30 protein-coding genes are annotated in these 26,483 nt (G+C 31.6%); 18 read left to right on the top strand and 12 right to left on the bottom strand.

Features of this window, described 5'->3' with window-relative positions; all coding sequences use genetic code 11:
• Positions 1-9: 9 nt before the first annotated feature.
• The 7 genes from PBN93_RS07380 to PBN93_RS07350 all read right to left on the bottom strand — a co-directional run bounded on the left by PBN93_RS07380 (position 10) and on the right by PBN93_RS07350 (position 6,236).
• On the bottom strand, positions 10-333 hold the full coding sequence (locus PBN93_RS07380; protein ID WP_013621087.1) for a DUF59 domain-containing protein: 324 nt from the start codon (positions 331-333) through the stop codon (positions 10-12).
• Positions 334-357: 24 nt separating this feature from the next.
• Entirely contained in the window at positions 358-780 is a 423-nt protein-coding gene (locus tag PBN93_RS07375; RefSeq protein ID WP_077400886.1) for a SufE family protein, read from the bottom strand.
• A gap of 99 nt (positions 781-879) precedes the next feature.
• Positions 880-2,106: an aminotransferase class V-fold PLP-dependent enzyme gene (locus PBN93_RS07370; protein WP_271081806.1), complete on the bottom strand. Its 1,227-nt coding sequence runs from the start codon at positions 2,104-2,106 to the stop codon at positions 880-882.
• Positions 2,107-2,134: 28 nt separating this feature from the next.
• Positions 2,135-3,451, bottom strand: coding sequence for a Fe-S cluster assembly protein SufD (gene sufD / locus PBN93_RS07365; protein ID WP_077400881.1), 1,317 nt, complete (start codon positions 3,449-3,451; stop codon positions 2,135-2,137).
• A 75-nt stretch (positions 3,452-3,526) separates the two neighbouring features.
• A complete protein-coding gene (gene sufC / locus PBN93_RS07360; protein ID WP_271081805.1) occupies positions 3,527-4,279 on the bottom strand; it encodes a Fe-S cluster assembly ATPase SufC in 753 nt (250 codons plus the stop codon).
• 103 nt (positions 4,280-4,382) lie between these two features.
• Entirely contained in the window at positions 4,383-5,828 is a 1,446-nt protein-coding gene (gene sufB / locus PBN93_RS07355; protein WP_077400875.1) for a Fe-S cluster assembly protein SufB, read from the bottom strand.
• A gap of 78 nt (positions 5,829-5,906) precedes the next feature.
• Entirely contained in the window at positions 5,907-6,236 is a 330-nt protein-coding gene (locus PBN93_RS07350) for a HesB/IscA family protein (protein WP_077400872.1), read from the bottom strand.
• A gap of 222 nt (positions 6,237-6,458) precedes the next feature.
• Here PBN93_RS07350 and thiL point away from each other — a divergent pair, with 222 nt between their 5' ends.
• Positions 6,459-7,511: a thiamine-phosphate kinase gene (thiL, locus tag PBN93_RS07345; protein WP_077400869.1), complete on the top strand. Its 1,053-nt coding sequence runs from the start codon at positions 6,459-6,461 to the stop codon at positions 7,509-7,511.
• Positions 7,512-7,513: 2 nt separating this feature from the next.
• Here thiL and PBN93_RS07340 read toward each other — a convergent pair whose 3' ends face one another.
• On the bottom strand, positions 7,514-7,768 hold the full coding sequence (locus tag PBN93_RS07340) for a hypothetical protein (protein WP_077400866.1): 255 nt from the start codon (positions 7,766-7,768) through the stop codon (positions 7,514-7,516).
• A 252-nt stretch (positions 7,769-8,020) separates the two neighbouring features.
• Between PBN93_RS07340 and brnQ the strand changes: the two genes are divergently transcribed.
• From brnQ to PBN93_RS07320, 4 genes are all read left to right on the top strand, one after another.
• Entirely contained in the window at positions 8,021-9,301 is a 1,281-nt protein-coding gene (brnQ, locus tag PBN93_RS07335) for a branched-chain amino acid transport system II carrier protein (protein ID WP_271081804.1), read from the top strand.
• A gap of 74 nt (positions 9,302-9,375) precedes the next feature.
• Positions 9,376-10,347: a tetratricopeptide repeat protein gene (locus tag PBN93_RS07330; RefSeq protein ID WP_077400861.1), complete on the top strand. Its 972-nt coding sequence runs from the start codon at positions 9,376-9,378 to the stop codon at positions 10,345-10,347.
• A 3-nt stretch (positions 10,348-10,350) separates the two neighbouring features.
• On the top strand, positions 10,351-11,139 hold the full coding sequence (locus PBN93_RS07325; RefSeq protein WP_271081803.1) for a DUF4292 domain-containing protein: 789 nt from the start codon (positions 10,351-10,353) through the stop codon (positions 11,137-11,139).
• 11 nt (positions 11,140-11,150) lie between these two features.
• Positions 11,151-12,380 (top strand): murein hydrolase activator EnvC family protein, encoded by a 1,230-nt coding sequence (locus PBN93_RS07320; protein WP_271081802.1) that lies wholly within the window; start codon positions 11,151-11,153, stop codon positions 12,378-12,380.
• A gap of 23 nt (positions 12,381-12,403) precedes the next feature.
• Here the strand turns inward: PBN93_RS07320 and PBN93_RS07315 are convergent, their stop codons facing one another.
• Positions 12,404-12,811 carry a hypothetical protein gene (locus tag PBN93_RS07315; protein WP_077400852.1) on the bottom strand — a complete coding sequence of 136 codons (408 nt, stop codon included), beginning with the start codon at positions 12,809-12,811 and terminating at the stop codon, positions 12,404-12,406.
• An 85-nt stretch (positions 12,812-12,896) separates the two neighbouring features.
• On the opposite strand from PBN93_RS07315, the gene PBN93_RS07310 reads away from it, so the two are divergent.
• Both PBN93_RS07310 and PBN93_RS07305 read left to right on the top strand, forming a co-directional pair.
• Complete coding sequence (locus PBN93_RS07310; RefSeq protein WP_271081801.1) at positions 12,897-13,790, top strand: tyrosine-type recombinase/integrase; 894 nt, start codon at positions 12,897-12,899, stop codon at positions 13,788-13,790.
• A 247-nt stretch (positions 13,791-14,037) separates the two neighbouring features.
• Complete coding sequence (locus tag PBN93_RS07305) at positions 14,038-14,469, top strand: hypothetical protein (RefSeq protein ID WP_271081800.1); 432 nt, start codon at positions 14,038-14,040, stop codon at positions 14,467-14,469.
• A gap of 18 nt (positions 14,470-14,487) precedes the next feature.
• On the opposite strand, the gene PBN93_RS07300 is transcribed toward PBN93_RS07305, so the two are convergent.
• A complete protein-coding gene (locus PBN93_RS07300) occupies positions 14,488-15,459 on the bottom strand; it encodes an IS110 family RNA-guided transposase (protein ID WP_271080729.1) in 972 nt (323 codons plus the stop codon).
• A 346-nt stretch (positions 15,460-15,805) separates the two neighbouring features.
• On the opposite strand from PBN93_RS07300, the gene PBN93_RS07295 reads away from it, so the two are divergent.
• The 4 genes from PBN93_RS07295 to PBN93_RS07280 all read left to right on the top strand — a co-directional run bounded on the left by PBN93_RS07295 (position 15,806) and on the right by PBN93_RS07280 (position 18,733).
• The gene (locus PBN93_RS07295; protein ID WP_077405423.1) at positions 15,806-16,462 is read left to right on the top strand and encodes a hypothetical protein; all 657 of its coding nucleotides are present in this window, start codon (positions 15,806-15,808) and stop codon (positions 16,460-16,462) included.
• Between the two features lie 215 nt (positions 16,463-16,677).
• A complete protein-coding gene (locus PBN93_RS07290) occupies positions 16,678-17,313 on the top strand; it encodes a TrmH family RNA methyltransferase (protein ID WP_271081799.1) in 636 nt (211 codons plus the stop codon).
• A 220-nt stretch (positions 17,314-17,533) separates the two neighbouring features.
• The gene (locus PBN93_RS07285; RefSeq protein WP_271081798.1) at positions 17,534-17,983 is read left to right on the top strand and encodes a carboxypeptidase-like regulatory domain-containing protein; all 450 of its coding nucleotides are present in this window, start codon (positions 17,534-17,536) and stop codon (positions 17,981-17,983) included.
• Positions 17,984-18,244: 261 nt separating this feature from the next.
• Positions 18,245-18,733 carry a DUF2306 domain-containing protein gene (locus tag PBN93_RS07280; protein ID WP_271081797.1) on the top strand — a complete coding sequence of 163 codons (489 nt, stop codon included), beginning with the start codon at positions 18,245-18,247 and terminating at the stop codon, positions 18,731-18,733.
• Between the two features lie 153 nt (positions 18,734-18,886).
• On the opposite strand, the gene PBN93_RS07275 is transcribed toward PBN93_RS07280, so the two are convergent.
• Together PBN93_RS07275 and PBN93_RS07270 are read right to left on the bottom strand one after the other, a co-directional pair.
• Positions 18,887-19,582, bottom strand: coding sequence for a LytR/AlgR family response regulator transcription factor (locus PBN93_RS07275; RefSeq protein WP_271081796.1), 696 nt, complete (start codon positions 19,580-19,582; stop codon positions 18,887-18,889).
• 1 nt (position 19,583) lies between these two features.
• Positions 19,584-20,393 carry a sensor histidine kinase gene (locus PBN93_RS07270; protein WP_271081795.1) on the bottom strand — a complete coding sequence of 270 codons (810 nt, stop codon included), beginning with the start codon at positions 20,391-20,393 and terminating at the stop codon, positions 19,584-19,586.
• A gap of 203 nt (positions 20,394-20,596) precedes the next feature.
• Between PBN93_RS07270 and PBN93_RS07265 the strand changes: the two genes are divergently transcribed.
• From PBN93_RS07265 to PBN93_RS07235, 7 genes are all read left to right on the top strand, one after another.
• On the top strand, positions 20,597-21,769 hold the full coding sequence (locus tag PBN93_RS07265; protein WP_271081794.1) for a metallophosphoesterase: 1,173 nt from the start codon (positions 20,597-20,599) through the stop codon (positions 21,767-21,769).
• A gap of 150 nt (positions 21,770-21,919) precedes the next feature.
• Entirely contained in the window at positions 21,920-22,501 is a 582-nt protein-coding gene (locus PBN93_RS07260; RefSeq protein WP_271081793.1) for a DUF4274 domain-containing protein, read from the top strand.
• A 196-nt stretch (positions 22,502-22,697) separates the two neighbouring features.
• Positions 22,698-23,141 (top strand): hypothetical protein, encoded by a 444-nt coding sequence (locus PBN93_RS07255; RefSeq protein WP_271081792.1) that lies wholly within the window; start codon positions 22,698-22,700, stop codon positions 23,139-23,141.
• A gap of 228 nt (positions 23,142-23,369) precedes the next feature.
• Entirely contained in the window at positions 23,370-23,807 is a 438-nt protein-coding gene (locus PBN93_RS07250; RefSeq protein WP_271081791.1) for a hypothetical protein, read from the top strand.
• Positions 23,808-23,953: 146 nt separating this feature from the next.
• Positions 23,954-24,469, top strand: a complete 516-nt coding sequence (locus PBN93_RS07245; protein ID WP_171974513.1) for a hypothetical protein — start codon at positions 23,954-23,956, stop codon at positions 24,467-24,469.
• Positions 24,470-25,040: 571 nt separating this feature from the next.
• Complete coding sequence (locus PBN93_RS07240) at positions 25,041-25,640, top strand: hypothetical protein (protein ID WP_271081790.1); 600 nt, start codon at positions 25,041-25,043, stop codon at positions 25,638-25,640.
• Positions 25,641-25,956: 316 nt separating this feature from the next.
• Positions 25,957-26,445 carry a DUF2306 domain-containing protein gene (locus tag PBN93_RS07235; protein WP_271081789.1) on the top strand — a complete coding sequence of 163 codons (489 nt, stop codon included), beginning with the start codon at positions 25,957-25,959 and terminating at the stop codon, positions 26,443-26,445.
• The last annotated feature ends 38 nt before the right edge of the window (positions 26,446-26,483 follow it).

Genomic DNA, 26,483 nt, shown 5'->3' with positions numbered 1-26,483 from the left:
AACTACTAATTACAAAAGTCCAAGCTCTAATTTAGCCTCTTCACTCATTAATTCTTGTGTCCAAGGCGGATCAAAAGTAATTTCTACCTCGGCACCCTTTACAAGGTCTAAGGATTTTACTTTTTCTTCTATTTCTACAGGTAAAGATTCTGCAACTGGGCAGTTAGGAGATGTTAATGTCATTAGTATTTTAACATCATTATCTTCATTTACAAAAACATCGTAAATTAAACCTAGTTCATATATATCTACAGGAATTTCTGGATCGTAAATGGTTTTTAAAACTTTTACAATATCTTCTCCTAATTGGTGTGTATCTACTGCTTCACTCATAACTTATATACTTGTTACTTGTTGTTATTTTAATTGCGTTTGGTATGCAATGGCGTACATTTTTATTTGCTTAATCATACTTACCAAACCATTTGCTCTTGTAGGAGACAAATGCTCTTTTAATCCAATTTCATCAATAAAACTGGTATCTGCATCAATAATATCTTTAGGGTGTTGCCCACTAAAAGCACGTATTAAAATGGCTATAATTCCTTTGGTAATAATAGCATCACTATCTGCGGTAAAAGAAAGTTTATCTCCTTCTAAATCTGCATGAACCCAAACTTTGCTTTGGCATCCTTTAATAATATTATCATCGGTTTTGTATTGCTCATCTATTAAAGGCAATGACTTTCCAAGATCTATCATATATTCATAGCGTTGCATCCAGTCATCAAACATAGAAAACTCGTCTACTATTTCTTCTTGTATTTCTTTAATTGTCATAGTTCCTTTTTAATTTTACACAAAGCCGAAGCGTTTATATTTAAAACAAAAATACGATAACAAAAGTGCTTATCAAATTAGCGTGTAGTAATTAACTTTTTATTGTAGCATTGCTACTGCTCTTTTTACACCAGCAACTAAAATATCTACTTCTTCTTTTGTATTATAAAAGCTAAAGCTAGCCCTTACAGTACCTGGTATTTTGTAAAAATCCATTATAGGTTGAGCACAATGGTGACCTGTACGTACAGCAATTCCTAATTTATCTAAAATAGAACCAATATCATATGGGTGAATGCTGCCTACATTAAAAGATATTACAGATGTTTTTTGTTCTGCTGTACCGTAAATTTTAAGTCCGTCTACAGTTAATAATTGTGCCGTTGCATACTCTAACAGTTCATGCTCATAATCTGCAATAGCACTAAAACCAATAGCATTCATATAATCTAAAGCAGCACCAAAAGCTATACCACCGCAAATGTTAGGTGTACCAGCCTCAAACTTATGTGGCAAATCTGCATAGGTTGTTTTATCAAAAGTAACCTCTGCAATCATTTCTCCACCACCTTGGTAAGGAGGTAGTTTGGTTAACCACTCTTCTTTACCGTATAACATACCAGCCCCTGTTGGTCCGCACATTTTATGTGCAGATACAACATAAAAATCTACATCTAAAGCTTGCACGTTTGCTTTTATATGTGGTGCAGCCTGTGCGCCATCTATTAAAACAGCTGCACCAACCTTGTGTGCAGCGTTTATAATTTCTTTTATAGGATTAACTGTACCTAAAGCATTAGAAACGTGGTTACAAAAAACAAGTTTAGTATTGCTACATAGTAATTTATAATACGCCTCTATATCCAATTCACCATTTTGGTTCATTGGAATAACTTTTAAAATAGCACCAGTACGCTCACATAACATTTGCCAAGGCACAATATTAGAGTGGTGTTCTAATGCAGAAACAATAATTTCATCTCCTTTTTTTAATAGTGATGAAAAACCACTTGCAACAAGGTTAATACCGTGTGTTGTACCAGCAGTAAAAATTATTTCATGTGTATGTTTGGCATTAAAATGATGTTGTATTGTTGCTCTAGCCTGCTCATACTTATCTGTAGCTTCTTGAGAAAGTGTGTGCACACCTCTATGTATATTTGCATTGTAACCACTGTAATAGTCCACAATAACATCTAATACCTGTTTAGGCGTTTGCGATGTTGCTGCATTATCTAAATACACTAAAGGCTGCCCATTTACAGTTCTACTTAAAATAGGAAAATCTTTGCGTATTGTTTGGATATCTAGGGTTGTTTTCTGCATAATTTTTTAAGCTATCAGATTGTATTTTTTACAAGTCAAAACCTAAATTAACACCTAGTTTATTAGCTATTAATTTATTAATTCTAACTTTTAATTCTGGTATACGTACGCTTTCTAATACGTTATTTGCAAAGGCATACATTAGTAATGCTCTTGCTTCTTTTTTAGGTATACCTCTAGACTGTAAGTAAAATAAAGCTTCTTCATCTAACTGACCAATAGTACAACCGTGAGAACATTTTACATCATCTGCAAAAATCTCTAATTGTGGTTTTGTATTAATAGTAGCTTTATCACTAATTAATATATTATTGTTTTGCTGAAAAGCATTTGTTTTCTGAGCAATTTTATCTACTATAATTTTACCATTAAAAACACCTGTAGCGCTGTCTGCATAAATACCTTTATAATCTTGGTGACTCTCACAATTTGGTTGTATATGGTGTACAAGTGTATGGTGATCTACGTGCTGCTTGTCTCCAATAATAGTTATACCCTTCATGGTAGAATCTATACGTTCTCCATTTTGGTAAAAATTTAGGTTATTACGCATTAATTTACCTCCAAAAGAAAAAGTGTGCACTTTTACGTGACTACCATCTTTTTGATCTACGTAAGTGTTATCTATAAGAGATGCAGAATCTACATCGTTTTGCACCTTATAATAGTCTACAATTGCATTTTTTGCAGCAAAAATTTCTGTAACGCAGTTTGTTAATACCGCATTGCTAGTTAAACTTTGGTGACGCTCTATAATTTGCATCTCTGAGTTTTCTTCGGCAATAATTAAGTTACGCGGCTGCAACATTAAAGCAGCATCATTACCAGTAGAGAAATGTATAATCTCTATTGGTTTTTTTGGCACTTTATTTTTTGGTATATAAATGTATGCTCCCTCTCTACTAAAGGCTGTATTTAGTGTTGTTAAAGACTCGTCTTTAGAAGCTACTTTATTAAAATAAACATCTATAACAGCCTTATACATTGGTTTAGTTAATGCTGCGCTCATTAAACAAATATCTACACCATCATGTGTAGTTTCAGACAAGTTAGAGCTATACACACCATCTACAAACACTATTTTATAAGTGTCTATTTGATGAATAAAGTATTTTTTAACATCCTTGTATTCTAAAGAACTTTCTTTTTTAGGAAAGATGCTAAAATCTATTTTTTGTAAGCTGTTTAACGAGGTGTATTTCCAGGCTTCCTCTTTTTTAGAAGGAAAACCTTTAGTCTCAAAATTTTTAATAGCCTCTGTACGTACATCGTGCACAGGGTTGTGTACGTCTACGTTATTCTCGAACGCTAAAAATGAAGAAACTAATTTATCTTTTAAATCCATATTATTTAATGTTGAGTAGTAAGTGAAAATTTAATGTATTTGATATATACATTAAACATATAACTCAGTACTTTTTTAAACTGCCGCTTCTTGCTTAATCCAATCGTATCCTTTTTCTTCTAACTCTAAGGCAAGTTCTTTAGTTCCAGACTTTACAATTTTACCATTATAAAGTACGTGTACATAATCTGGCACAATGTACTCTAACAAACGTTGGTAGTGTGTAATTACAACAATAGCATTGTCTTTATTTTTTAACTTATTTACACCGTTAGCGACAATACGTAATGCATCAATATCTAAACCAGAATCTGTTTCATCTAAAATAGCAAGTTTAGGCTCTAGCATTGCCATTTGGAAAATTTCATTACGTTTTTTTTCGCCACCAGAAAAACCTTCGTTTAATGAACGAGATAAAAACTTACGGTCTATTTCTAACAACTCAGACTTATCACGAATAAGCTTTAGCATGTCTTTAGCAGGCATATCTTCTAAACCTTTAGCTTTACGAGACTCGTTTATAGCAGTTTTCATAAAGTTAGTTACAGATACACCAGGAATTTCTACAGGGTATTGAAAAGATAAAAATACACCGTTGTGAGCTCTTTCTTCTGGAGAAAGGTCTTCAATGTTTTCTTCATCTAAAAAGATGTCTCCTGCAGTAACTTCGTAAGTTTCATTACCAGCTATAACAGATGCCAATGTACTTTTACCAGATCCGTTTGGACCCATAATAGCATGTACTTCACCAGCACCAACTTCTAAGTTAATCCCTTTTAAAATTCCTTTGCCTTCTACACTAGCGTGTAAATCTTTAATTTTAAGCATTTTATCGCTACTTTAATGTTCTTTATTATTCTTTTGTTTTTTTGAGCGTTTTTTTCATTTATCTAAAAACACCACCAAGCGTTTCTTTGTTAAAGAAACAAGCTTATCCTACAGAGCCTTCTAAACTAATTTCTAATAGTTTTTGTGCTTCCACAGCAAATTCCATTGGCAACTTATTTAATACCTCTTTACTAAAACCGTTTACTATTAATGCAATTGCTTTTTCTGTATCTATACCACGTTGGTTACAATAAAAAATTTGGTCTTCACCAATTTTACTTGTTGTTGCCTCATGCTCTATCATAGCAGTTTTGTTTTTAGCCTCTATATATGGAAATGTATGTGCACCACACTCATTACCCATTAAAAGAGAGTCGCACTGAGAAAAGTTACGCGCATTTTCTGCACGACTACTTACTTGTACCAAACCTCTATAGCTATTTTGAGATTTACCCGCAGATATACCTTTAGAAATAATTGTACTTCTGGTATTTTTACCAAGGTGAACCATTTTTGTACCAGTATCTGCTTGTTGGTAATTGTTTGTTACTGCAATAGAATAAAACTCTCCAATAGAGTTATCTCCTTTTAAAATACAAGAAGGATATTTCCAAGTAACCGCAGAACCGGTTTCTACTTGTGTCCATGATACTTTTGCGTTTTTCTCGCACAAAGCTCTTTTTGTAACAAAATTATAAACACCACCTTTACCCTCTTTGTTTCCTGGGAACCAGTTTTGTACGGTAGAGTATTTAATTTCTGCGTCATCCATTGCAATTAATTCTACAACGGCTGCGTGTAATTGATTTTCATCTCTAGATGGCGCAGTACAACCTTCTAAATAACTTACATAACTCTCTTGATCTGCTACCACCAAAGTACGCTCAAACTGACCCGTACCTGCTTGGTTAATTCTAAAATAAGTAGAAAGCTCCATAGGGCAACGTACGCCTTTAGGTATGTAACAGAAAGACCCATCTGTAAAAACAGCCGAGTTTAATGCTGCGTAAAAGTTATCTGTAGTTGGTACTACAGTTCCTAAATACTTACGTACTAAATCTGGATGTTTTTGTATAGCTTCAGAAATTGGCATAAAAATAATACCCTTTTCTGCTAATGTTTTTTGAAAAGTAGTGGCAACAGAAACAGAATCTACAACAATATCTACAGCAACATTTTGCAATTTCTTTTGTTCGTCTATAGAAATACCTAGCTTTTTATACATTTCTAACAACTCTGGATCTACATCGTCTAAAGTTTTGTTAGGATCTGCTTTTTTTGGGGCAGAATAGTAACTTATTGCCTGAAAATCTGGTTTTTCATAATTTACGTTTGCCCAGTCTGGTTCTTCCATTTTTTCCCAAACACGGTATGCTTCAACACGCCAGTCTGTCATCCACTTAGGCTCATTTTTCTTTTTAGAAATAGCTACTACAATTTCTTCACTTAATCCTATAGGAAAAGTATCAGATTCTATGTCTGTATAAAAACCGTACTCATATTCTTTGGTTTCTAGCTCTTTCTTTAACTCTTCTTCTGTATATGCCATATCATCTTAATTTGCTACTAAAAACACTATTTTACTAGCTAATTTTTAAATCTTTGCTTTTATAATTTTAATCATTGTTTATAACGAAAAACTCTCGCCACAACCACAAGTTCTTTGTGCATTTGGGTTATTAAACACAAAACCTTTTCCGTTTAATCCTCCAGAATACTCCAAAGTAGTTCCTACTAGATATAAAAAACTTTTTTTATCTACTACAATTCGCACCGCATTATCTTCAAAAACTTTGTCTGTATCTGTTGTAGTTTTATCAAAATCTAACTCGTAAGATAAACCACTACATCCGCCGCTTTTAACACCAACACGCACAAAATCTTTTTCAGCATCAAAACCACTTTCTGTCATTAAATCTATGACTCTCTTCTTTGCTGTATCTGAGACTTTTATCATACTAATCTTTATTTAAATTAGAGTTAAACACAAATTTAATTTGGTTTAGTTCTAAACAATTTACAAATATAGTGTATAAGTAGGGTTTTACCATACATCCTAACATTATTATAACGAATGATAACATAAGATTTCTCTATTTACCAAAAAAGTTAATCTATATTAAGATTCTTTTATGTGTAAAAAACACAATTAATACAATATCCTTATTATTTTTGCATCATGTTAGACGATAAAAATCCAAAGAGAACATCTCTTGAACAATTAGGCGAATTTGGTTTAATAAACCACCTTACTAAAGATTTTACTTTACAGCACAAATCTAGTATTAAAGGTATTGGTGATGATGCTGCTGTTTTAGATTTTAAAGACAAAAAAACAGTAGTTTCTACAGATTTACTTATAGAGGGTGTGCATTTTGACCTTAGCTATGTACCTCTTAAGCATTTAGGATACAAGGCCGTAATGGTAAACTTGTCTGACATTTATGCTATGAATGCTACAGCAACACAAATTACTGTTTCTATAGCGGTTTCTAACAGGTTTCCGTTAGAGGCTTTAGAAGAATTGTATAGTGGTATTGCACTTGCTGCAAAAACATATAATGTAGATTTAGTTGGTGGAGACACTACATCATCTACAAAAGGTATGCTAATTAGTATTACTGCTATTGGCCAAGCAAAAGAGGAAGATTTAGTTTACAGAAATGGTGCCAAACCAAACGATTTACTTGTTGTTACAGGAGACCTAGGTGCTGCTTATATGGGACTACAAGTTTTAGAGCGCGAAAAAGAGGTTTTTAAAGTTAACCCTAATAACAACCCAGATCTATCTATGTACACATACATTGTAGAAAGACAATTAAAACCAGAAGCACGTAAAGACATTGTGCCTTTATTAGATGCTTTGGGAGTTAAACCAACCTCTATGATTGATGTAAGTGATGGTTTGTCTTCAGAAATTTTACATTTATGCGAACAAAGTAATGTTGGTTGTAATTTGTATGAAGAAAAAATACCACTAGACCCAACTGTTATTAGTTCTTGTGAAGAGTTTAAAGTAAACAGTACAACTGTTGCCTTAGGCGGTGGTGAAGATTATGAACTGCTTTTTACTATAGACCAAAAAGAATTCCCGAAAATAAAAGGGAATCCTAACCTAACTGTCGTAGGGCATATGACAGATAAGAATGAAGGTGTTCACTTAATTTCCAGGAATAATACTAAAATTCCGATTACCGCGCAGGGCTGGAACTCTTTATCTGAAGAACCATAACACTATACCGCATGTTGCGGAGTGTGTTGGCGTTTTTTCTTATAAACCTTTTGTAAAGTATTGTTAATATCCTCTAACTCTGGTGTTAGTGCAGACAAATTTCCTGTTACATCTGTAGTAACTTGTTTTTTACAGTGTATGCACTCGTACTCGTTTATATGGGACGTTACTTTTTTTGTTACTGCGTAATAATGACCAAAAATTCCACAACATAACGCGTTAAAAACTGAACTAGAAGTGGCTAAAAATTTTTTCATAGCTTGTAGGATTTAAACAATGTTTGGTGGGGACCAGGCACTGATATTAATAATATTTTTTTGATGATTGATAACCATTAATTATCATCATTTTTAAAATAACGTTTCATTGTTAAAAATATTGAGCTTATGTTAATTTTTTTTAACAAAAAACATTTTTTTCGATGAAATACACAAAATTTTATGAACAAGTAGTCGTTTGTCGATAATTTAGAATACACTATCTTTCCCTTTTAATACAATACACACCCAATGAATAATACCAAAGAAACACTAGTATCTGCTTTTGCATTGTTTTCGCTCTTTTTTGGCGCAGGAAACCTAATTCTTCCTCCTTTTATAGGCTTTAACTCTGGAGAAATGTGGTGGGTAATGGCTATAGGCTTTTGCCTCTCTGCTATACTAATACCTATATTGGGTATTTTTGCCCATGCAAAATTACAAGGAACCATTTTTGACTTTGGTAAAAAAGTATCTAACACCTTTAGTTTGGTATTTTCATTTTGCATTTATATTATAGCTGTTGCGTTGCCTTCACCCAGAACGGCATCAGTAACACATGAAATTGGTATTGCTCCTTTTTTTGATACACCCTCTATATACACAAGCATTGTATATTTTAGCCTGGTACTTGTATTTGCTCTAAACAGATCTAAAATTTTAAACCTACTAGGTAAGTTATTAACTCCGGCAATACTTATAATATTACTAGCAATTATTGGAATTTGCGTTTTTAGTTTTGATTTTTCCTTTGGCACATCTACAATAAAAAACCCATTTACAGACGGTATTTTAGAGGGTTACCAAACTTTTGATGCCATTGCTGCCGTTGTAGTAGGTGGCGTACTAATTATATCTATTAATCTAAAAAACAAAAATATATCTTACACAGACCGTAAAGCACTCATTAAAAACGCCGGTATTTTTGCAGGTCTAGGTTTACTATTTGTTTACGGAGGTTTAATATTAACAGGCGCTTTAATGCATACTAGTTTTGATAGTGGCATAAACCGTACAGATTTACTAAACGGTATTAGCAGAACACTTTTAGGTCATGAAGGAAACAAATTTTTAAGTATTTTGGTAAGTTTAGCCTGTTTTACAACGGCAATTGGTATTGTTACAGGTACTGCAGATTTTATTAAAGGCAGGTACAACAACTCTAACAAAGCATATACCATTACTGCAGTTATAAGCTGTATTTTAGGCATAGTTATGGGTCAGTTTAATGTAGATTACATTATTATTGTGGCCATACCAGCTTTAATGTTTATTTACCCAATTACTATTATTTTAATAGTGCTTAATGTATTGTCAGATAGGTACACAAAACCAAAAGTTTTTAGAGCGGTTGTTTACACTACCATTTTGTTTAGTGTTCCAGATTTTTTAAACAGCATAGGTATAACAAGTGTTTCTAATTTTACGGCAGAATACCTACCATTAAGTAAATTTAGTCTTGGCTGGGTTTTGCCAGCTGCAGTTGCTTTAATTATTGGAAATTTAACGTACAACAAAAATACTACGGTATAATTTTTGACTATTATTAAATATTGATAGAGCTCTGGTTACCATACCATTTGTTTTTTTAATAATTTTACCAACGTATGAACACTATATACTCCTATTTTTTAAAAATTACTGCTCTACTAATGTTTATAGTAGTGAGTTTTGGCTATGCGCAAGAGATAGAGAATAGCGCAGATGTTTTTTTAGAAGAATATTCAGATAATTTTCAAGAAGCCTTTTTTGAAGGACTAAAGCAAAAAGGTATAGAAAATTATGACCGTGCAATAAATAGCTTTTTGGTTTGCCAAAAACTACAACCAGATAATGCAGCAGTAGCTAATGAACTTGCCAAAGCTTATATAAAAAACAAACAGTATAGTTTGGCACAAGAACAAGCAGAAATTGCGCTTAGTAAAAAACCAGATAATTTGTGGTATTTAGAGAGTTTATACATATCCTTAGTAAAACAATACAAAAACGTTAGTAATTTAAAAGAAATAGTACCCTATAATAACTACAACCTAAAGCAAAACTTAGCGCACTTGTTGTACTTAAAACAAAATTATAACGAAGCAAAAAATATACTTGCTGAACTAAAAGATGATGCGTTTAAAGAAGATTTAAATGCAAAATTACAGGCTGCCATAGCACACAAAAAAGCCAATACTAGCACTTATACCTTTACAAGTACTAGCACAACCACTACTAAAAATAAAAATACAACAACTACTAAAAGTGTTAACAACAGTAGTAATTCTGCCTTTAATTACAAAAACAGATTAAAGTTTACACTAAAACAGAAAAATTATATTTTTTTAGAGACCACTGCTAAAGAGGCTCTAGAGGCATACCCATCTCAGCCTTACTTTTACTATGCGTTAGGAGCTGCATATAATGGTAAAAGAAAGCACAGGCAAGCTCTAGAAACTTTAAAAACAGGATTGGACTATGTGTTAGATGACATACGCCTTGCAGATGATTTTTATAGAGAAATTGCTGCCGCATATACAGCAATGGGCAATCCTGCAAAAGCAAATATGTACTTATCTAAAGTAAAATTTAAAAAATAACAAATGACAAAAAATCTTCAAATAGCACCAAAACTAGGACTTGCACTTATTATTGCGGTGTTTTTTGTATCATGTAAATCTAAAAAGGTTATCGCAAGTAATACATCAACCTTAAAAAAACTTAACACAAAAACTGTTGTTAAAAACCATTATGCAAACGCCTTAGATTTTAAAACATTACGCGGAAGATTAAAGATTGATTATACCGATGGCACAGATGCACAAGGCTATACAGTTAGTTTTAGAATGGAAAAGGATAAAGCTATTTGGATTAGCGCCACGTTAGGTGTAGTTAAAGCCTACATAACACCAACAAGAGTTAGTTTTTACAATAGGTTACAAAATGAGTATTTTGATGGAGATTTTACATATTTAAGCAATTTACTAGGTACAGAATTAGATTATAATAAATTACAAAACTTACTTTTAGGACAAGCATTGTTTGACTTGCGAAAGGAAAAATATACCACCGTTGAACTAAACAAGCAATACCAATTGGCACCTAAAAAAGCAAATGAGCTTTTTAAAACACTGTTACAAATAGAGCCTAACAATTACAAAATTGCTGGTATGCAATTAGCACAGCCAGATAAAAATAGGTTATTAGATGTACAATATAAAAACTACCAATTAGTAGATAAAAAACTAGTGCCAAATATTATAGACATTTATGTTACAGACAAAAACAAAACGGACTCTATTGCTCTAACTTTTAAGAACATAGAGTTAAACAAAAAATTTGGTTTTCCTTACAAAATACCAAATGGTTTTAAAGAAATTGTTTTAAAATAACCATACTATTTATGCGCCAAATTACGTTTTTTACATTACTTATTTTTCTGCTATGCGGAAGTTTTTTGGCTGCACAAACCAACCAGCAAATAGCATTAGAGAAAAAACGTGCGCAATTGCAAAAAGACATAAGAGCTATAAACCGACTTTTATATGCTGAAACTAAAGAAAAAGGCAATGTTTTAGAACAAGTAGAGAGTTTAGAGCAAAAAATTAATGCCCAGCAACAATTAGTGCGTATTACCAACCAACAAAGCAACTTGTTAAATAGGCAAATAAATGCTAACGTGCGTAACATAGGCACCTTAAAAAAGGATTTACTGAGCTTAAAGGAAGATTATGCCCAAATGATACAAAAATCGTATCAAAACAAATCTCAACAAAGTAGACTGTTATTTTTACTTTCTTCGGAAAACTTTTTACAAGCATACAAACGACTGCAATACATAAAACAGTATACAAATTACAGACAAGAGCAAGGTAAAGCCATACTTGCCAAAACGGACACTTTAAAACTTAAAAACCAGGCTTTAATAGACCAGCGTAAATTAAAGGAACAGTTGCTTAAAGAAAATTTAGCTACAAAAAAAGAATTAGAGCAAGAGAAGAAAGCTAAAGATGCACTTTTAAGCACTATTAAAAAGAATGAAAGTAAGTACACTGCTAGTATTAATAAGAAAAAATCTGAAGCACGTAAAATAGATCAGCAAATTGAAAAATTAATACGTTCTGCAATTGTAGCTACCAACACAAAAACTACCGGTAAAACCACAACAAAAACCAGTAGCACTAAATTTGTATTAACACCAGAAGCTAAAATTGTTGCTAACAATTTTACTGCAAATAAAGGCAAGCTTATTTGGCCTGTTGCAAAAGGATTTAAAAGTAAGGGATTTGGCGTATACAAAGATGCTGTATACCCGGGTATTAAACACCAAAATAATGGTGTAATTATAGCTACAGACAAGGGCTCTAAGGCACGCTCTATTTTTGAAGGGGAGGTAATAGCGGTACTTGCTGTACCTGGTGGTAATAAAGGCGTGCAAATAAAACACGGTAACTACATAACTACATACTATAACCTCGCTACAACTTACGTAGAAAAAGGAGATAAAGTTACTGCAAAGCAGGAAATAGGAGAAGTTGCTACCAATAAGTTTAGCGGACAAACATTATTAAAGTTTTATTTATACAAAAACGTTAGCAAGTTAAATCCTGAAGAGTGGATTTACCAACTTTAACCCTAGTAAATATAAGTAACAAATTACTTTGCAAGTTTTATTTTCCAAGGATTAAAGGTCAAGGTATTCATATACTCTTGCTTATGTACAATTAGCATTTTGTGTACACCATTATCTACAATGGGCAAATAACCAAATTCATAACAAAAGAAATAAACTCCGTTTTTAAACGGAAAAATATGAGTAAACAAATCTACCCTATAACCAAGTTGCACTAAAACCTCTTTTTTAACTGTACTTTTTCCACTTGGACAAAAGTGAGCAAGCAAACTTCTATTTTTTCTAAGAGCGCTATTAATTTGCTTAATAGTTATTTCATGCATTGGTCTGTTGGTATTGTGGTAAGAACTTCTACAGTCGGTATCACAAAATTTTTTATCAGACCTACCAATTAACTCTTTATTACACTGCAAACAAAATTTAATTTTCATACATAATAGTATTATTATACGTTTATAAACGAATATAATCGCTTAAAAATAAGCATTTTAGTGGTATTATAATCATTTTTACGGCATGAAATCTATTATAACAAAACACAACTTACCAAATACAGCATCTACAAAACCAGATTATGTGTTGGCTGTGTCACTCATGCAACAAAAGTTAATATTAAAAAATTATAGTAAAAACACTACAAAAACATATTTACATATGTTTAAACAGTTTTTAAAGTACATATATCCAATGCCTTTGCACCAGGTAACTACTGCACATATAACATTTTACCACCAAGAGTTAATTACCAAGCAAAACATATCTACATCATACCAAAACCAAAGTATTAATGCACTTAAGTTTTACATAGAAAAAGTATTAAACTTACCAAAAGTACAGTATGATTTTTGCCGACCAAGAAAAGCTAAAAAACTACCTAAAGTATTATCGTTAAATGAAGTTGATAGTTTACTTAAGTGCACATACAATATAAAACATAAAACTATTTTTATGATTATATATAGTTGTGGCTTACGTATATCTGAATGTTTAAATTTAAAAATTGAAGACATAGATTCTAAAAATATGCGGGTATGGATAAGAAATGCAAAGGGTAATAAAGATAGAATTACACTATTATCGCCCACTATGCTTATACAATTAAGGGCGTATTACAAGTTATATAAACCTAAAGAGTGGTTATTTGAAGGCTTAGAAGGCAAGCAATACAGTGCATCTAGCATTAGGCAAGTTTTTAATAAATCTAAAAGAAAAGCAAATATAAATATACCTGCAACAGTACATACCTTAAGACATTCTTTTGCAACACATTTACTAGATTCGGGCACTAATTTAAGGTTTATACAACAATTACTAGGCCACAACAGCTCTAAAACTACAGAAATTTACACGCATGTAAGTACTACTAATCTTATAAATATTACAAGTCCTTTAGAAATGTTACCTAAATAATATTATATTTGAAAGAGAAATAAACGCAATAAACTGCGTTTACTAACTAGTTGGCAATAATATAACAGAACGCACTCAAAAATGAACAAATTGAATAAAACCGAAATTCTGACAAACCTATTGTGGACATCATTTGGAATAATTGGTGGAATAAGTTACTACTCAAAAGCGGAATATTAGATTTGTGTAATAATGTTTTTAATTGGAATTTTATCCGCTTACAAACTGATTAAATCATAACGAAAAAATGAAAAAAATACACTTTGGGAATTTGAATAAAAAGGGTCGTTGGATTTTATTGCCTCTGATTTTAATTGGGTTATTTCTAATAATTAATGGAGCCTTTGATTTTATTGAATTTGCAAACCCTAAAATGAATAAATATTTGAACGCAATCGGATATTTAATAGTCTTCGGATTTAGTACACAAATGTTTTGGTATCAGAATTATGTTCAGTGGAATAAAAGAGGAATCTTAATCAGAATAAAATCGTTCTTTGGGAAAAACATAAAATTCAAAGAAATAAAATCATGTGAATTGAATGATAAAAAGTTGATTATAACAGAAACGTATGGAAATAAAATTGAGATTGATTTAAGTCACATAATAGAAACTGACGTTGAAAAATTAATGGGTATAATAAACAAAAATACTATTGCCAACAAAGTACTGTGGTAAAAAACAAGTAAAAACTAACTAATTTTTAGCTAAAGTGCTTCTGTAAGAATCATCATATATTAGTCCTGATTTTGCAATAGCAAAGGCTTGCTTTAATAGTTTATTACACACGGCTATTAATGCTAACTTTTTACTCTTTCCTTTGGCAACGATACGCTCATAAATATCACGACAAGCTTTATTGTATTTACAGGCATTAAAGCTACACATAAATAAGAGATTACGCAGTTTTTGATTTCCTATCTTACTAATTCTACTTCGTCCATTTACACTTGTTCCGCTATTTCTTATCACGGGTGTTAACCCAGCATAACTACATAATTCACTACCGCTACTAAATCGTTCAAAACCGTCCGTTAAAACCACTAACATTAAGGCTGTTTTAGCTCCTATTCCGGGTATAGTTTTTAACCGTGTTAGCACATCTTGGTGCACTTCTTTTACCAATAACAATAATTTAACTTCTAAGTTGTCTATTTCTTTTTCTAACTGTTTTAAACTTCGTTTTATAGAACTCACAACCGCTTTACTTGGATTTCCTAAAACGGTTTCACCGTGTAGTTTATTTTTTAACATTGTGCTCTGTTTTGTATACACAGAAAGGAGTCTGGTCATTTGCAAGCATTCTATTTGATGCTTGGAACTGCCTTTCCACAACTTTAAGTCTACCTGACTGGCATACTCACATATAAGTTTAGAATCACTCTTATCTGTCTTTATTTTAGACAACTTCATTTGTATAAATCGCTTTACCGCTAATGGATTTTCTACAGATATTTTAATACCTGATTCAAGCAAATAATAAGCTAACTGATAGTGATAATATCCTGTTGCTTCCATCACACAATGGCTCGATAGATCTAATAATTTTTCGAACTTTTTAAAGCCTGAAATAGTGTTTTTAAACTGATAATAATTACCATCTGAATCTGTAACATCAAAAACCAAATGACTAATGTCTATTCCAAAATATTTAATATCTTTATTCATAAGAAATTGTTTTTTTGAAAGGACAACCTACGCGAGTTTCAACGACTTAAAATCGAGGTCTTAAAAGCCTCATAGAACTGTACGAAATCTGTGTAGAAAAGAGAGGGGATTTTCAATGTTGACGAGATCTGTAGTCTCTGCGTGTATAATAACCTTAATCCTCTCTTTTGTGCTTTCTGTTTATGTTTCTAATTTAATGAATTACAAACTTAAGACGTGTATAATTAATTGCTTTGGTCGTTGCTTATTTGGAATATTCCTTCGGAATTTTCTCGCGTTCGTTTTTGTTTACTAAATTAGTTGCTTAAACACGCAACTAACCATACACAAACACGTTGTAGTGCATATGAAAAAAACATTTCTACTAATTTTAATAATTATGATTTCTAGCCCAAATTATGGACAAAAATTGAATGGAAAATGGATACTGAAAGAAGTTGGATATATGGAATTCAAAAAAAATCCCGGACTACAAATTCTTAATTTTAAAAATGATACTGCTAATGTTTTTACCAATTTGCAATTAGAAAAATCTGACTTGAATTTAACTGTAAAAGACAGTTCTCTAATTCTTGAAAATGGAGAAAAGTATGCAGATTTAAAATTAATCAATGAAAACTTATTGAGACTTTATGTCAATGGAACTTTTAACGCAGACCCTGTTCAAATGGAGATGAACTTTGTCAAACTTTCACCTACTAAAACGGAGTTAAGTCAAGATGAAATAGAGTCCTTAAGTTTTGAATTTCAGGAAAAAGGAAAATCAAAAACCAAAATAGCTTTCAATAAAGAACTCTGGGATAAGAAAAGATTGGAAGAGTTAGAAATTAAGGAAGGTTCGAAATGGATTTTAGAAAAGTTAGATGAAACTTATTTAATAACCATTTTCAATCGTGGTAGAAAAGGCGTTACATTACCTATCAGCGAAGTAAGTAAACAGTACTTAAAGTTTTATTGCGTTCCAAATGAAACTGGAGAAGTTATTGCAACTCGGACGGAATAAATACGCACTACAACAAAACCTAAACGTAATGCGGACTTTAGTGTAAAACCGAAAGGTCTGTGTATATTTAGAATGTCGCTAAATCTTATGGATTTAGCTTTGGACAAGAAAAAATAAAACTAAACAATAAGCTTTAGCTTCGTGCGCAGACGGAAACGAAAAGTTTCCTTACCACCGCACTACGCTTAGCTAAACCGTTAGGCATAATTAAAAAAATGACGAAAGAAAAATCAAATACCGAAATAAATGAGTCAAAATCTGATCTTAGAAAAAGAGCTGACGAAATAAAGGATTTGAGATGTGAAAATTTAATTGCCGTACTTGAAGAACCAACTGATGTGAAAAATATAGCAACGGTTGTTAGAAATATAAATGCACTCGGAGTTGAAAAACTTTATATAATTGACAGTAAAAAAAGATTACCCGAAAAATGGGAAGAAATGCGAGAGCGAAAATCATTATTAAAACCCTCTGTTTCTGCTATAAAGTGGAGTTTTGTAAAAACTTTTGAAAGTACTGAAAAATGTTTTGACCATTTAGAGAAAAATAGATTTACATCAATCGTAACTTCTCCACATATCAAAGGACAAAAAAACACTTTTCTGCATAATGGAAATTACACTCAGAAAAGATTAGCTGTTTGGTTTGGAAATGAATCACGTGGAATTAGTGAATTAGCGGTTAAAAATTCTGTAGCTTGTATTCAAATACAAATGGCAGGAATAATTGAGAGTATGAATCTTGCGACAAGTACGGGAATTGTGCTTTATGAAATAACTAAACAGAGAAGGGAATATCAAAGTAAAAATAAAAGAGGGAGAAAAATAGACCCCGAAATTATAGTTGAGTAAAAAACTATGCCTAACAACACCTATGCGATAATGCGGTTTTAGGTTTAATCCAAAGGTTATTGTCTATTTGGTTTGTCGCCAAAGATTTAAATTTAGTATTTTAGAAAAAGATAAAAACAAAATATAAACTTTGGCTAAGTGCTGGATCGAAAGTCAGTGATTTTCTGCACCCGCACTACGCATAGCTAAACGTTGGCAACAATATGAAAAACCGAAAACTTTGAGAATTAAAACAGTATTTTTCATATCATTCTTATTTTGCTTTTTCTCTGTATTTGGACAACGGACTATAAGAGGAAAAACTATCGACCAATTTTCTGAAAGTGCAATTGGAATCACAATATTCGACAAAGACACAATCAAAATCGGACAAACTGACTTGAATGGGTATTTCCAAATCAAACTACCCAAAGAAACGAATAAATTGATTTTTGCTGGAGTTGGTTATGAATGGGCAGTTGTTACAGTTCCATCGGAATGTGAAAATCTAGAGATAATTTTATTTTTGGCTTCTACTTACGATTTTATGTCTCCTAGAAAAGTTGACAGACTTCGGAAAAAAGAATTTAAAAAATTAACCGAATTGCACTATAAAGCTTATAAAAAAGGAATTTTTGAAACCGAAAAGCCTTGTGTTATTCGAAAGTTCGAACCGAATTGGCCAAAATAATTGAATGAAAATACTGTTGCCAACAATGTATAACCGCAATTACGGCGGATTCGACTACGTCCGAATCCACTCCCAATTGCTAACGTCTGTGCTAAACCGAAAAACATTAACTTTAATCCCGTAACTTCGGTTATACCTACCGTTGGCATTCATTAAAAACAACAACTCGTAGCTAAAATTCTACATTTGAGAAACAAAAAATATATGAATAGGAATGGTGCTATTAAATTTGAACTATTAAACTCTAAATTATTTAATTAAATGGAAAATATAATTGGAGATGAAATAGGTTTAGTCCATTTGATTTCATCTTGTTTTGCTCTAATATTCGGGACATATATTCTAATTGCGAAAAAAGGAACAAAGCAACATATTAAAATCGGATACTTATATGTAATTAGTATGGGAATTCTGATTTTGACAGCATTTATGATATATCGATTGTTCAATGGTTGGGGAATATTTCATTATACAACATTATTGAGTTTAATTACAATCGCTCTTGGAATGATTCCTATTTGGATAAAAAAACCAGTAAACAAATGGAAATACCTTCATTTTTCATTTATGTATTGGTCTGTTATTGGACTTTATGCAGCATTTTCAGCTGAAATTTTGACCAGAATTCCTAAAACACCCTTTTTTGGAATGGTCGGAATAGCAACTGGAGGAATAATGCTCGTTGGAGGAATATTTTTTGGAATGAATAAAGCAAAGTGGATAAAAACATTTGAAATTGAGAAAAAATAACGAAATGCCAACAATGTATAACCGCAATTACGGCGGATTCGACTACGTCCGAATCCACTCGGAATTGCTAACATCAGTTCTTTACCGAAAATTATTAACTTTAATCCCGTAACTGACGGTTATACGAAACCGTTAGCAACTATTAGAAAAAACTTACTTCAATAATCGATTAACATTAGCCTTATAATATTTACCAATAGGAATAATATGGTCTGAAATAAATATCCTGTTTCCCTCGATACTTTTAATATGCTTTGGAGCAACAGCAAATGATTTATGAACCTGCAAAAAATCTTCTTTCGGTAACAAATCTAATACGTTCGATATTTTTTCTCGAACAGTAATGGTTTCGTTTTTTGTTATCACATTTGTGTAATTTCCTGATGCTTCGATAAACAAAACAATATCGGTTTCTACTTGTATATACTTTTTATTGGTTCGAAGAAAAATACGCTTTGAATCTACATTGCTTTTAAACGAGATAGATTCTTGTGTATTTGATGTACTGAACGTTTTATTAATCGCCTTTAAAAAGCGTTCAAACCCAAAGGGTTTTAATAAGTAGTCTGAAATATTAAGTTCATATCCTTCAAGAGCGAATTCTTTATAGGCAGTTGTCACAATTACCTTTGGCGGATTTTTTAATGTTTTAAGAAATTCAAAACCTTTCAGTTTAGGCATATTCAAGTCTAAAAAAATCAAATCAACATCATTTTTATTCAGATATTCAAATGCTTCTAATCCATCATAGCAATTTTTCATTAATTTCATATTTGGCAATAAATCACAATAGTCTTTTATAATGTCGTGTGCTATATGCTCATCATCAATAATTAAATAAGTAATCATATTAGTTTAAAGTTAATTGTGCATTGAAAGTATTTTCGGTATTCGAAAACAACAAGCTGTGCTTATTTGGATGCGTCAATTCTAATCTTCGTTTTAAATTTTTCAAACCAATTCCAGGCTTTTTTTTCAAGTTTTCAGAACTATCAAAATTATTTTCTATCGTAAACTTTATATTGCTTTCTGATGAAGTTAAATTGATCGTCACGGTCGCATCTTCCCTTAAATTCTCAACGCCGTGTTTAAAAGCATTTTCTAAAAGATTTATAAATAGTAGTGGAGCAACTCTTTTATTTTCATCGATATTACACTTGAAGTCAACTACTATATTCTTGTGATAACGCATTTTGTGAAGCTCAATGTAATTCTTTAAATAATCAACTTCCTCTTTTAAGGTTACCGTTTCATTTTCACTTTCGTAGATGCTGTAACGCATCATATCAGAAAGTTTTAGAATTAATTCTTGGGCTTTTGTTACGTCCTTACCTACCAAACCATATAAATTGTTAAGCATATTAAAGAAGAAATGCGGACTTACTTGACTTTTTAAGAGCATTAGTTCCACTTTCGATTTTTCGTTTTTCAATTTTGCAATAAAAATAAGTTGCCGAATAAACCAATAAACGCCCAAACCAAATAGCAGAATATAATAGGAAACAACAATTATAGCTAGTTTAGGATTGTAATTTCCTAGAAATACAACGGATTTATCATCCGTAAAAATGACTTCATAAATTGTAATTAATATAGGTATTAAAGCAACTGATATTAAAAATAGTATCACCCACTGCTTATTGCGTTTTTTGGTTTTCATACAACAAAAATAGTAGTATAAATTACCTTTCAAAAAAAGGTTGACAAACATCAAATTCAAGGTTATGTAATGAAATTAAAGTGTGATGAAATGACTTTACATACGATACAAAACCCTTTATACATCTACCAAGGTTGTCTATCACTATTATTATACGCGTAAATTAACTCGATTTATGTTTGCTGAAATTAAAATCACAAATAATGAAAAAAAGAATTCTTAGATACGTAAAACACGTATTCATAACATTTTTAATCATCACTATTTCAGTAATTCTATTTGGACTTTATCACGGAGCAAGTATGCACTATGGAGATAATCCTAAAATGATGGATTGGGATAAAGATGGACCTTATGTTTTTTATAAAAATGATAGTATTTTAAACGTAAATTATATTAAAGGAAATCAAAATGATGGCTTCTTTCTAGAACAAAAAGAACATTCAACAAACTCAAAAATTCCAGCTTTTTGTTACTTCCCACTTGATTCGACACGCTTTGAATTTTCTATAAATGCAGACATCAAAAAGCCCTTAAGTACCTATGATGATAACAGTAAGATTTTAGCAATTTCGGATATTGAAAGTGGCTATAGAACTTTTCGTGATTTTCTTATTAATAACAAGGTTATTGACAAAAACCTAAATTGGATATTTGATACTGGGCATTTAGTTTTAGTTGGAGATTTTGTTGATAGAGGCTTTTCAACAACCCAAGTCCTATGGTTTATATACAAATTAGAACAAGATGCTATAAAAAAGGGTGGTTTTGTTCATTTTATTTTAGGTAATCACGAATTGAAAAATATGCAAGGAAATTATGATTCTTCATCGCCAAAATACTTTCACATAGCTTCAATTTTAGAAAAACAACAACATCAATTATATGATTCAAATTCTTTTATAGGCAAATGGATGTCAAGTAAAAACACAATGGAACTCATTAACGGTATACTTTTTACACACGGAGGAATACATCCAGATGTAGCTCATTATAATTTAAGCATAGATGAAGTCAATGAGATTACAAGTAATAACTATTATAAACCATTTTATCCCAAACCCGAAAAAACCAAAGAACAATTTTTAAATTCAACCCATACAGGAGTTTCTTGGTACAGAGGTTATTTTAAAGATGATTTAACCCAAGAAGATGTTGAACTGGGTCTTCAGAATTTCAATGCAAAAGCAGTAGTTGTAGGTCATACACTTCAATCCAAAGTGAATAGAATGTACAATGGAAAAGTCATAGGAATTGATGTAAAGCATCCCAAGGATTATCATAAAAACTTTCCAAATAGTGAATCAGAAGGTATACTCATAGAAAAAGGCAAATATTATAGAATTTTACACGACGGACAGAAAGTAGAAATATAACAGTTGCTAACAACGTGTATAAGCAATAGCGGTTTGAGTGCTAACTCGAACCGTTATTGCATAAATTAAAGTATATTGTTAACTGAAAAGTAGTCGCATAAAATCCGCTACTGCTCATACACAAAACCGTTATGTAACATTTACCAAAAAATGATAGTTACACCCTCAAAAGAGAAACTTATAATTGAGAATTTTATCGAATATTCATTTGATAATGACAATTATGAATTTACGCCAGATTTTGAGATTTTTAAAAAATTAAACTCAACCGACCAATATTTTCTCGCTGAAAATTATAATTGGGACGACGGAATTGAAGTTTTGAATTGGATTATCAATAGTCCAAAATGCGACAAAGGAACTGCAACACTAATTTTCTGGAGAGCGGAACCAAGAGATTACACGGAATTTAATGCTGAGAATGTTGGAGAAAGTGAAAAAGAAGTTTTTGATTTACTTCAAAATATAATTTCAAAGATTAAAAGTCGTGTATTCAAAAAAAGTCGATTTGAATTTATTCCGTCCGAATACGATGTTGCTCAATATAAAAGCAATTTTGATATTTGGAATTTACCGAATGAATTAAAAACTGGAAATAAAGGCATTTTACCAATCAGCCTGAGTAAGATAAAATCAATAATTTGGAATTATCAGCGAAATAGAAGATTAAAAAAAAGAGAGAATCGAAAAACTAAAAGAAAAAAAACGTCACATAACACGGGCTATAATTAATGCGGGATAAGTTACTTGTCGAAATGGTCGCTGATTTACATCATCGCAAAAGCTTTTTTCTTATTTTTAACTACAAACTAAAAAACGGCAAAAGCTTTTGCTTGTGCTCAGCTTGAAATTCTCCGAATTTCTGCACCCGCACAAATCATAGCCTAACCCGTTAGCTTTAATTTTGAAAAATCGTTGAAAGAAGAGGATGAAACGAGATGAAATTTTAATCATGTCCATGTCTTTAATTGGATTTGCCTCATTATTAGTATGGTTTGGATACCTATCATTTGGAATTTTTCAAAACTCGAAACCAATAATCTTGGAAACTCCAATTACTGGAGTTATCAACGACCTATACCAGTACAAAGGATTCACTTATATTCTTCTCGAACAAGAAAATGAATATTGGAAAATAGATGGTAGCTCAAATTATGATTATTCAGAGCCTTTTATTGCCGATTTTTTACTGAAAGGAGATTTTTTGGAAAAAAATAAATGCTCGGACACACTTTTTATTAAAAGGGATAATCAAAAATTTCATTTCTTGATTGGCGACGTACTTTATAATAGCAAAACTCGTTCGAAAGAATTCATAGAGTATTGGCGCAATCAAAGACGAATTATAACGGAAAAAAGTGACTGTAAATAAAAAAACTAAAGCTAACACAGCCTAAACGTAATGCGGACTTTAGGGCAAAATAGAAAGGTCTGTGTATATTTATGAAGTCGCTAAATCTTATGGATTTAGCTTTGAACAAGAAAAAATAAAACTAAACAATAAGCTTTAGCTTCGTGCTCAGACGGAAACGAAAGGTTTCCTTACTTCCGCACTACGCTTAGCCTGACCGTTGTAACACATTTGAAAAAAAAATCTGTAATGGAATTTAAAATTTCGGAAAATATTAAAAGACTTGAGCTCCACGACTCGTCAATTGATTTGCTGGAAATAAATTCCGACAATATAGTTTTGATTTTTGATTGGGCAAAATTGGAAAATTATAAAGAAAAAAATCTGGACGGATTAATTTTAGGAAGATGTAAATTGGTATTGAGCGGAATAACCAAAACAACATTTGAAATTATGACTGATAAAGAAACCAAAATAACTGAATTCCCAAAAGATTTCCAATCGAGACTTGAAATTATTGGCGACAACGAAAGTAAAGGTGATAATCATTTACGTATAGGTTCACTTATGAATAATGACGGAGAATTAGCTTGGACAAATTGGAATCTAAACTTTAATAAATTTAGTTTTTATTGGAATAACCACGTCACTTTTGAGGAATGGAAAAATGGAGCAATTGCGGAATAAAAAACGTGTTACAACAATGTATAACCGCAATTACGGCGGATTCGACTACGTCCGAATCCACTCGGAATTGCTAACGTCTGTGCTAAACCGAAAATTAACGCATATTAACCCGTAACTGTCGGTTATACGAGACCGTTGTACACCATTTGAGAAAAACATTTGTAATCATATTGACCTTTATCGGATTTTTGTCATTTGGACAAGAAATGGAACTGAATTCGATTAAACCAAGCCAATTGGATAGCATCTATGTTCAAGCATTAAATAGCAGATTTGACCTTTTACTATCGAGTGGTTGGAAATATATCGAACTGAATGAAAACGGGAAAAGGATTTCCAAACTGAACGTATCTGACCGATACAAATTCTTGACCAACGAGGAACTAGTTGATTTGTCAATTAAAGAAAAAAAGACAATTCGGGTTTTGCGTCTGACTCACAAAATAATTGGAACTGATACAGTTGACGTGAATTTTGGAATTGTAAATGTTACTGGAAAGCGGCAAATTCATTTCAACAATGGACTGAAATTTAAAAAAGCGGATTTTGCATTAGACTGTGGCGGAACAAATGGCTACGTTCCTGATATGAGATTTGTGTTTGACCGAAAGAAAAATAATTGGGAATTAGTGGAAGGAAAGTATAAAATACCAGCTGAATAATATATGAGATATGTTATCAAAATTTGGTTATTTACGATAATCGTTTCGCCTCTTTTATTAGCATTAATATTAGGTGCTATTATAAATGATTCGAGTTTTACGAGCATATTAAATTCTTACGAAATAATATTTGTAATGATTATTATCGGCTTTCTTTCGTCAATTCCTGCAATGGCAATATTTTGGTTAATTAAAAGGTTTTTGAAAAATAAATACTCAACCATAAACGAGAAGATTATATTATCAATTTATAGCTTTCTATCGGTTTGGATTACATTTTTCATCGTTGATAGCGGATTTATTACAAGATGGTCTGAACAAACAATTTGGGTTTTGATATATTCGCTAACAATAGTGATAGGAGTTTGGATTTTTGAAAACAATAATAAAGAAATAATTGAATAAAAAACGGTGTACAACACCGTATAAAAATAATTGCGGTTTAGTGCTTAATCAAAGGTCGTTGCGTGTTTGTAACGTCTGATTTTCCTTCGGAAAATCCTCGCATACAAATCCGCAACTATTCTTATACATAAACGTTGTGCATAATGCCTCAAAATTTCAAAAATCAATGAACAATCTGAATGGAACTTGGTTAAAAATTAAAACGGGAGATGACTACTGTCAACCTGAATTTATTGAATTTAGTGAGGACCAAATTATCCATTTTGAACTTGAATTAAAAAACGGAAATAAATTATCCAAAGTCCGAACTGAATGGAGTGAAAAACTTCCAGAATCTAAATATGAATTCGTGAATAATAATAGAATCAGAATATATAGAATGGGAAAAACGCACACTGTGCTGAGTGAAACTGAATCTATAATTAAAGACACTGAATTTTGGACTGATTACGAAAGAATCGAATCAACAAAAACGGAACTTGAATTTAACAAAATTGAAAAATTGGAGTTTAATGCTGAATGGAATAATGAGAAAATACCTTTAAAATTCAACGTGATTTTAGACAGTCCTGTTATCCAAGAAAGTAATAAGAAAATGAAAAGAAATGGACGCAAATTAGTTCTTGAAAATTTACAAGGGACTTACTTTGCTTCTATTTATGATAATGACGAAAGAAAAACTTTAATCGGAATAAAGGAAATAGACTTGAACAAGGCAATTTTATTTGGATTCCCTGAAAAACCATATGAAATCAAAGCTGAATAAAACACTATGCACAACAAGGGCTATAATTAATACGGGTTTTAGTGCTTAATCAAAAAGTTGGTGTATTTTTATAAAGTCCGCCAAATCTTTTGATTTGGCTTTAGAACAGAAAAAGATAAGACAAAATAAAAAGTTTTGGCTAATCGCTTAATCCGAAATTAAATACTAATTTAATCCCGCACTAATCATAGCCGAAGCCGTTGGCATTCATTAAAAACAACTCATCGCTGAAATTCTACATTTGAGAAACAAAAAATATATGAAAATATACAGTACTATTAAATTTAAACTATATAACTCTAAATTATTTAATTAAATGGAAAGTATAGTTGGAAATGAAATAGGTTTAGTTCATTTGATTTCATCTTGTTTTGCTCTAATATTTGGGACATATATTCTAATCGCGAAAAAAGGAACAAAACGACATATCAAAATCGGATATTTATATGTTATTAGTATGGGAATTCTGATATTGACTGCTTTTATGATTTATAGACTTTTCAATGCTTGGGGAATATTTCATTACACAACTCTTTTGAGTTTAATTACAATTATTCTAGGAATGGTTCCTATTTGGACTAAAAAACCAGAAGACAGTTGGAAATACCTTCATTTTACTTTTATGTATTGGTCTGTAATTGGACTTTATGCAGCATTTGCAGCAGAAATTTTAACACGAATTCCTAAAACACCTTTTTTTGGAATGGTCGGAATAGCAACTGGAGGAATAATGCTCGTTGGAGGAATATTTTTTGGAATGAATAAAGCAAAGTGGATAAAAACATTTGAAATTGAGAAAAAATAACGAAATGCCAACAATGTATAACCGCAATTACGGCGGAT

The sequence above is a fragment of the Cellulophaga omnivescoria genome (assembly GCF_027915275.1).
Taxonomy (GTDB): domain Bacteria; phylum Bacteroidota; class Bacteroidia; order Flavobacteriales; family Flavobacteriaceae; genus Cellulophaga; species Cellulophaga omnivescoria.
Note: the sequence above shows the minus strand (reverse complement) of the source record. Positions and strands in the feature narration are given on the sequence as shown.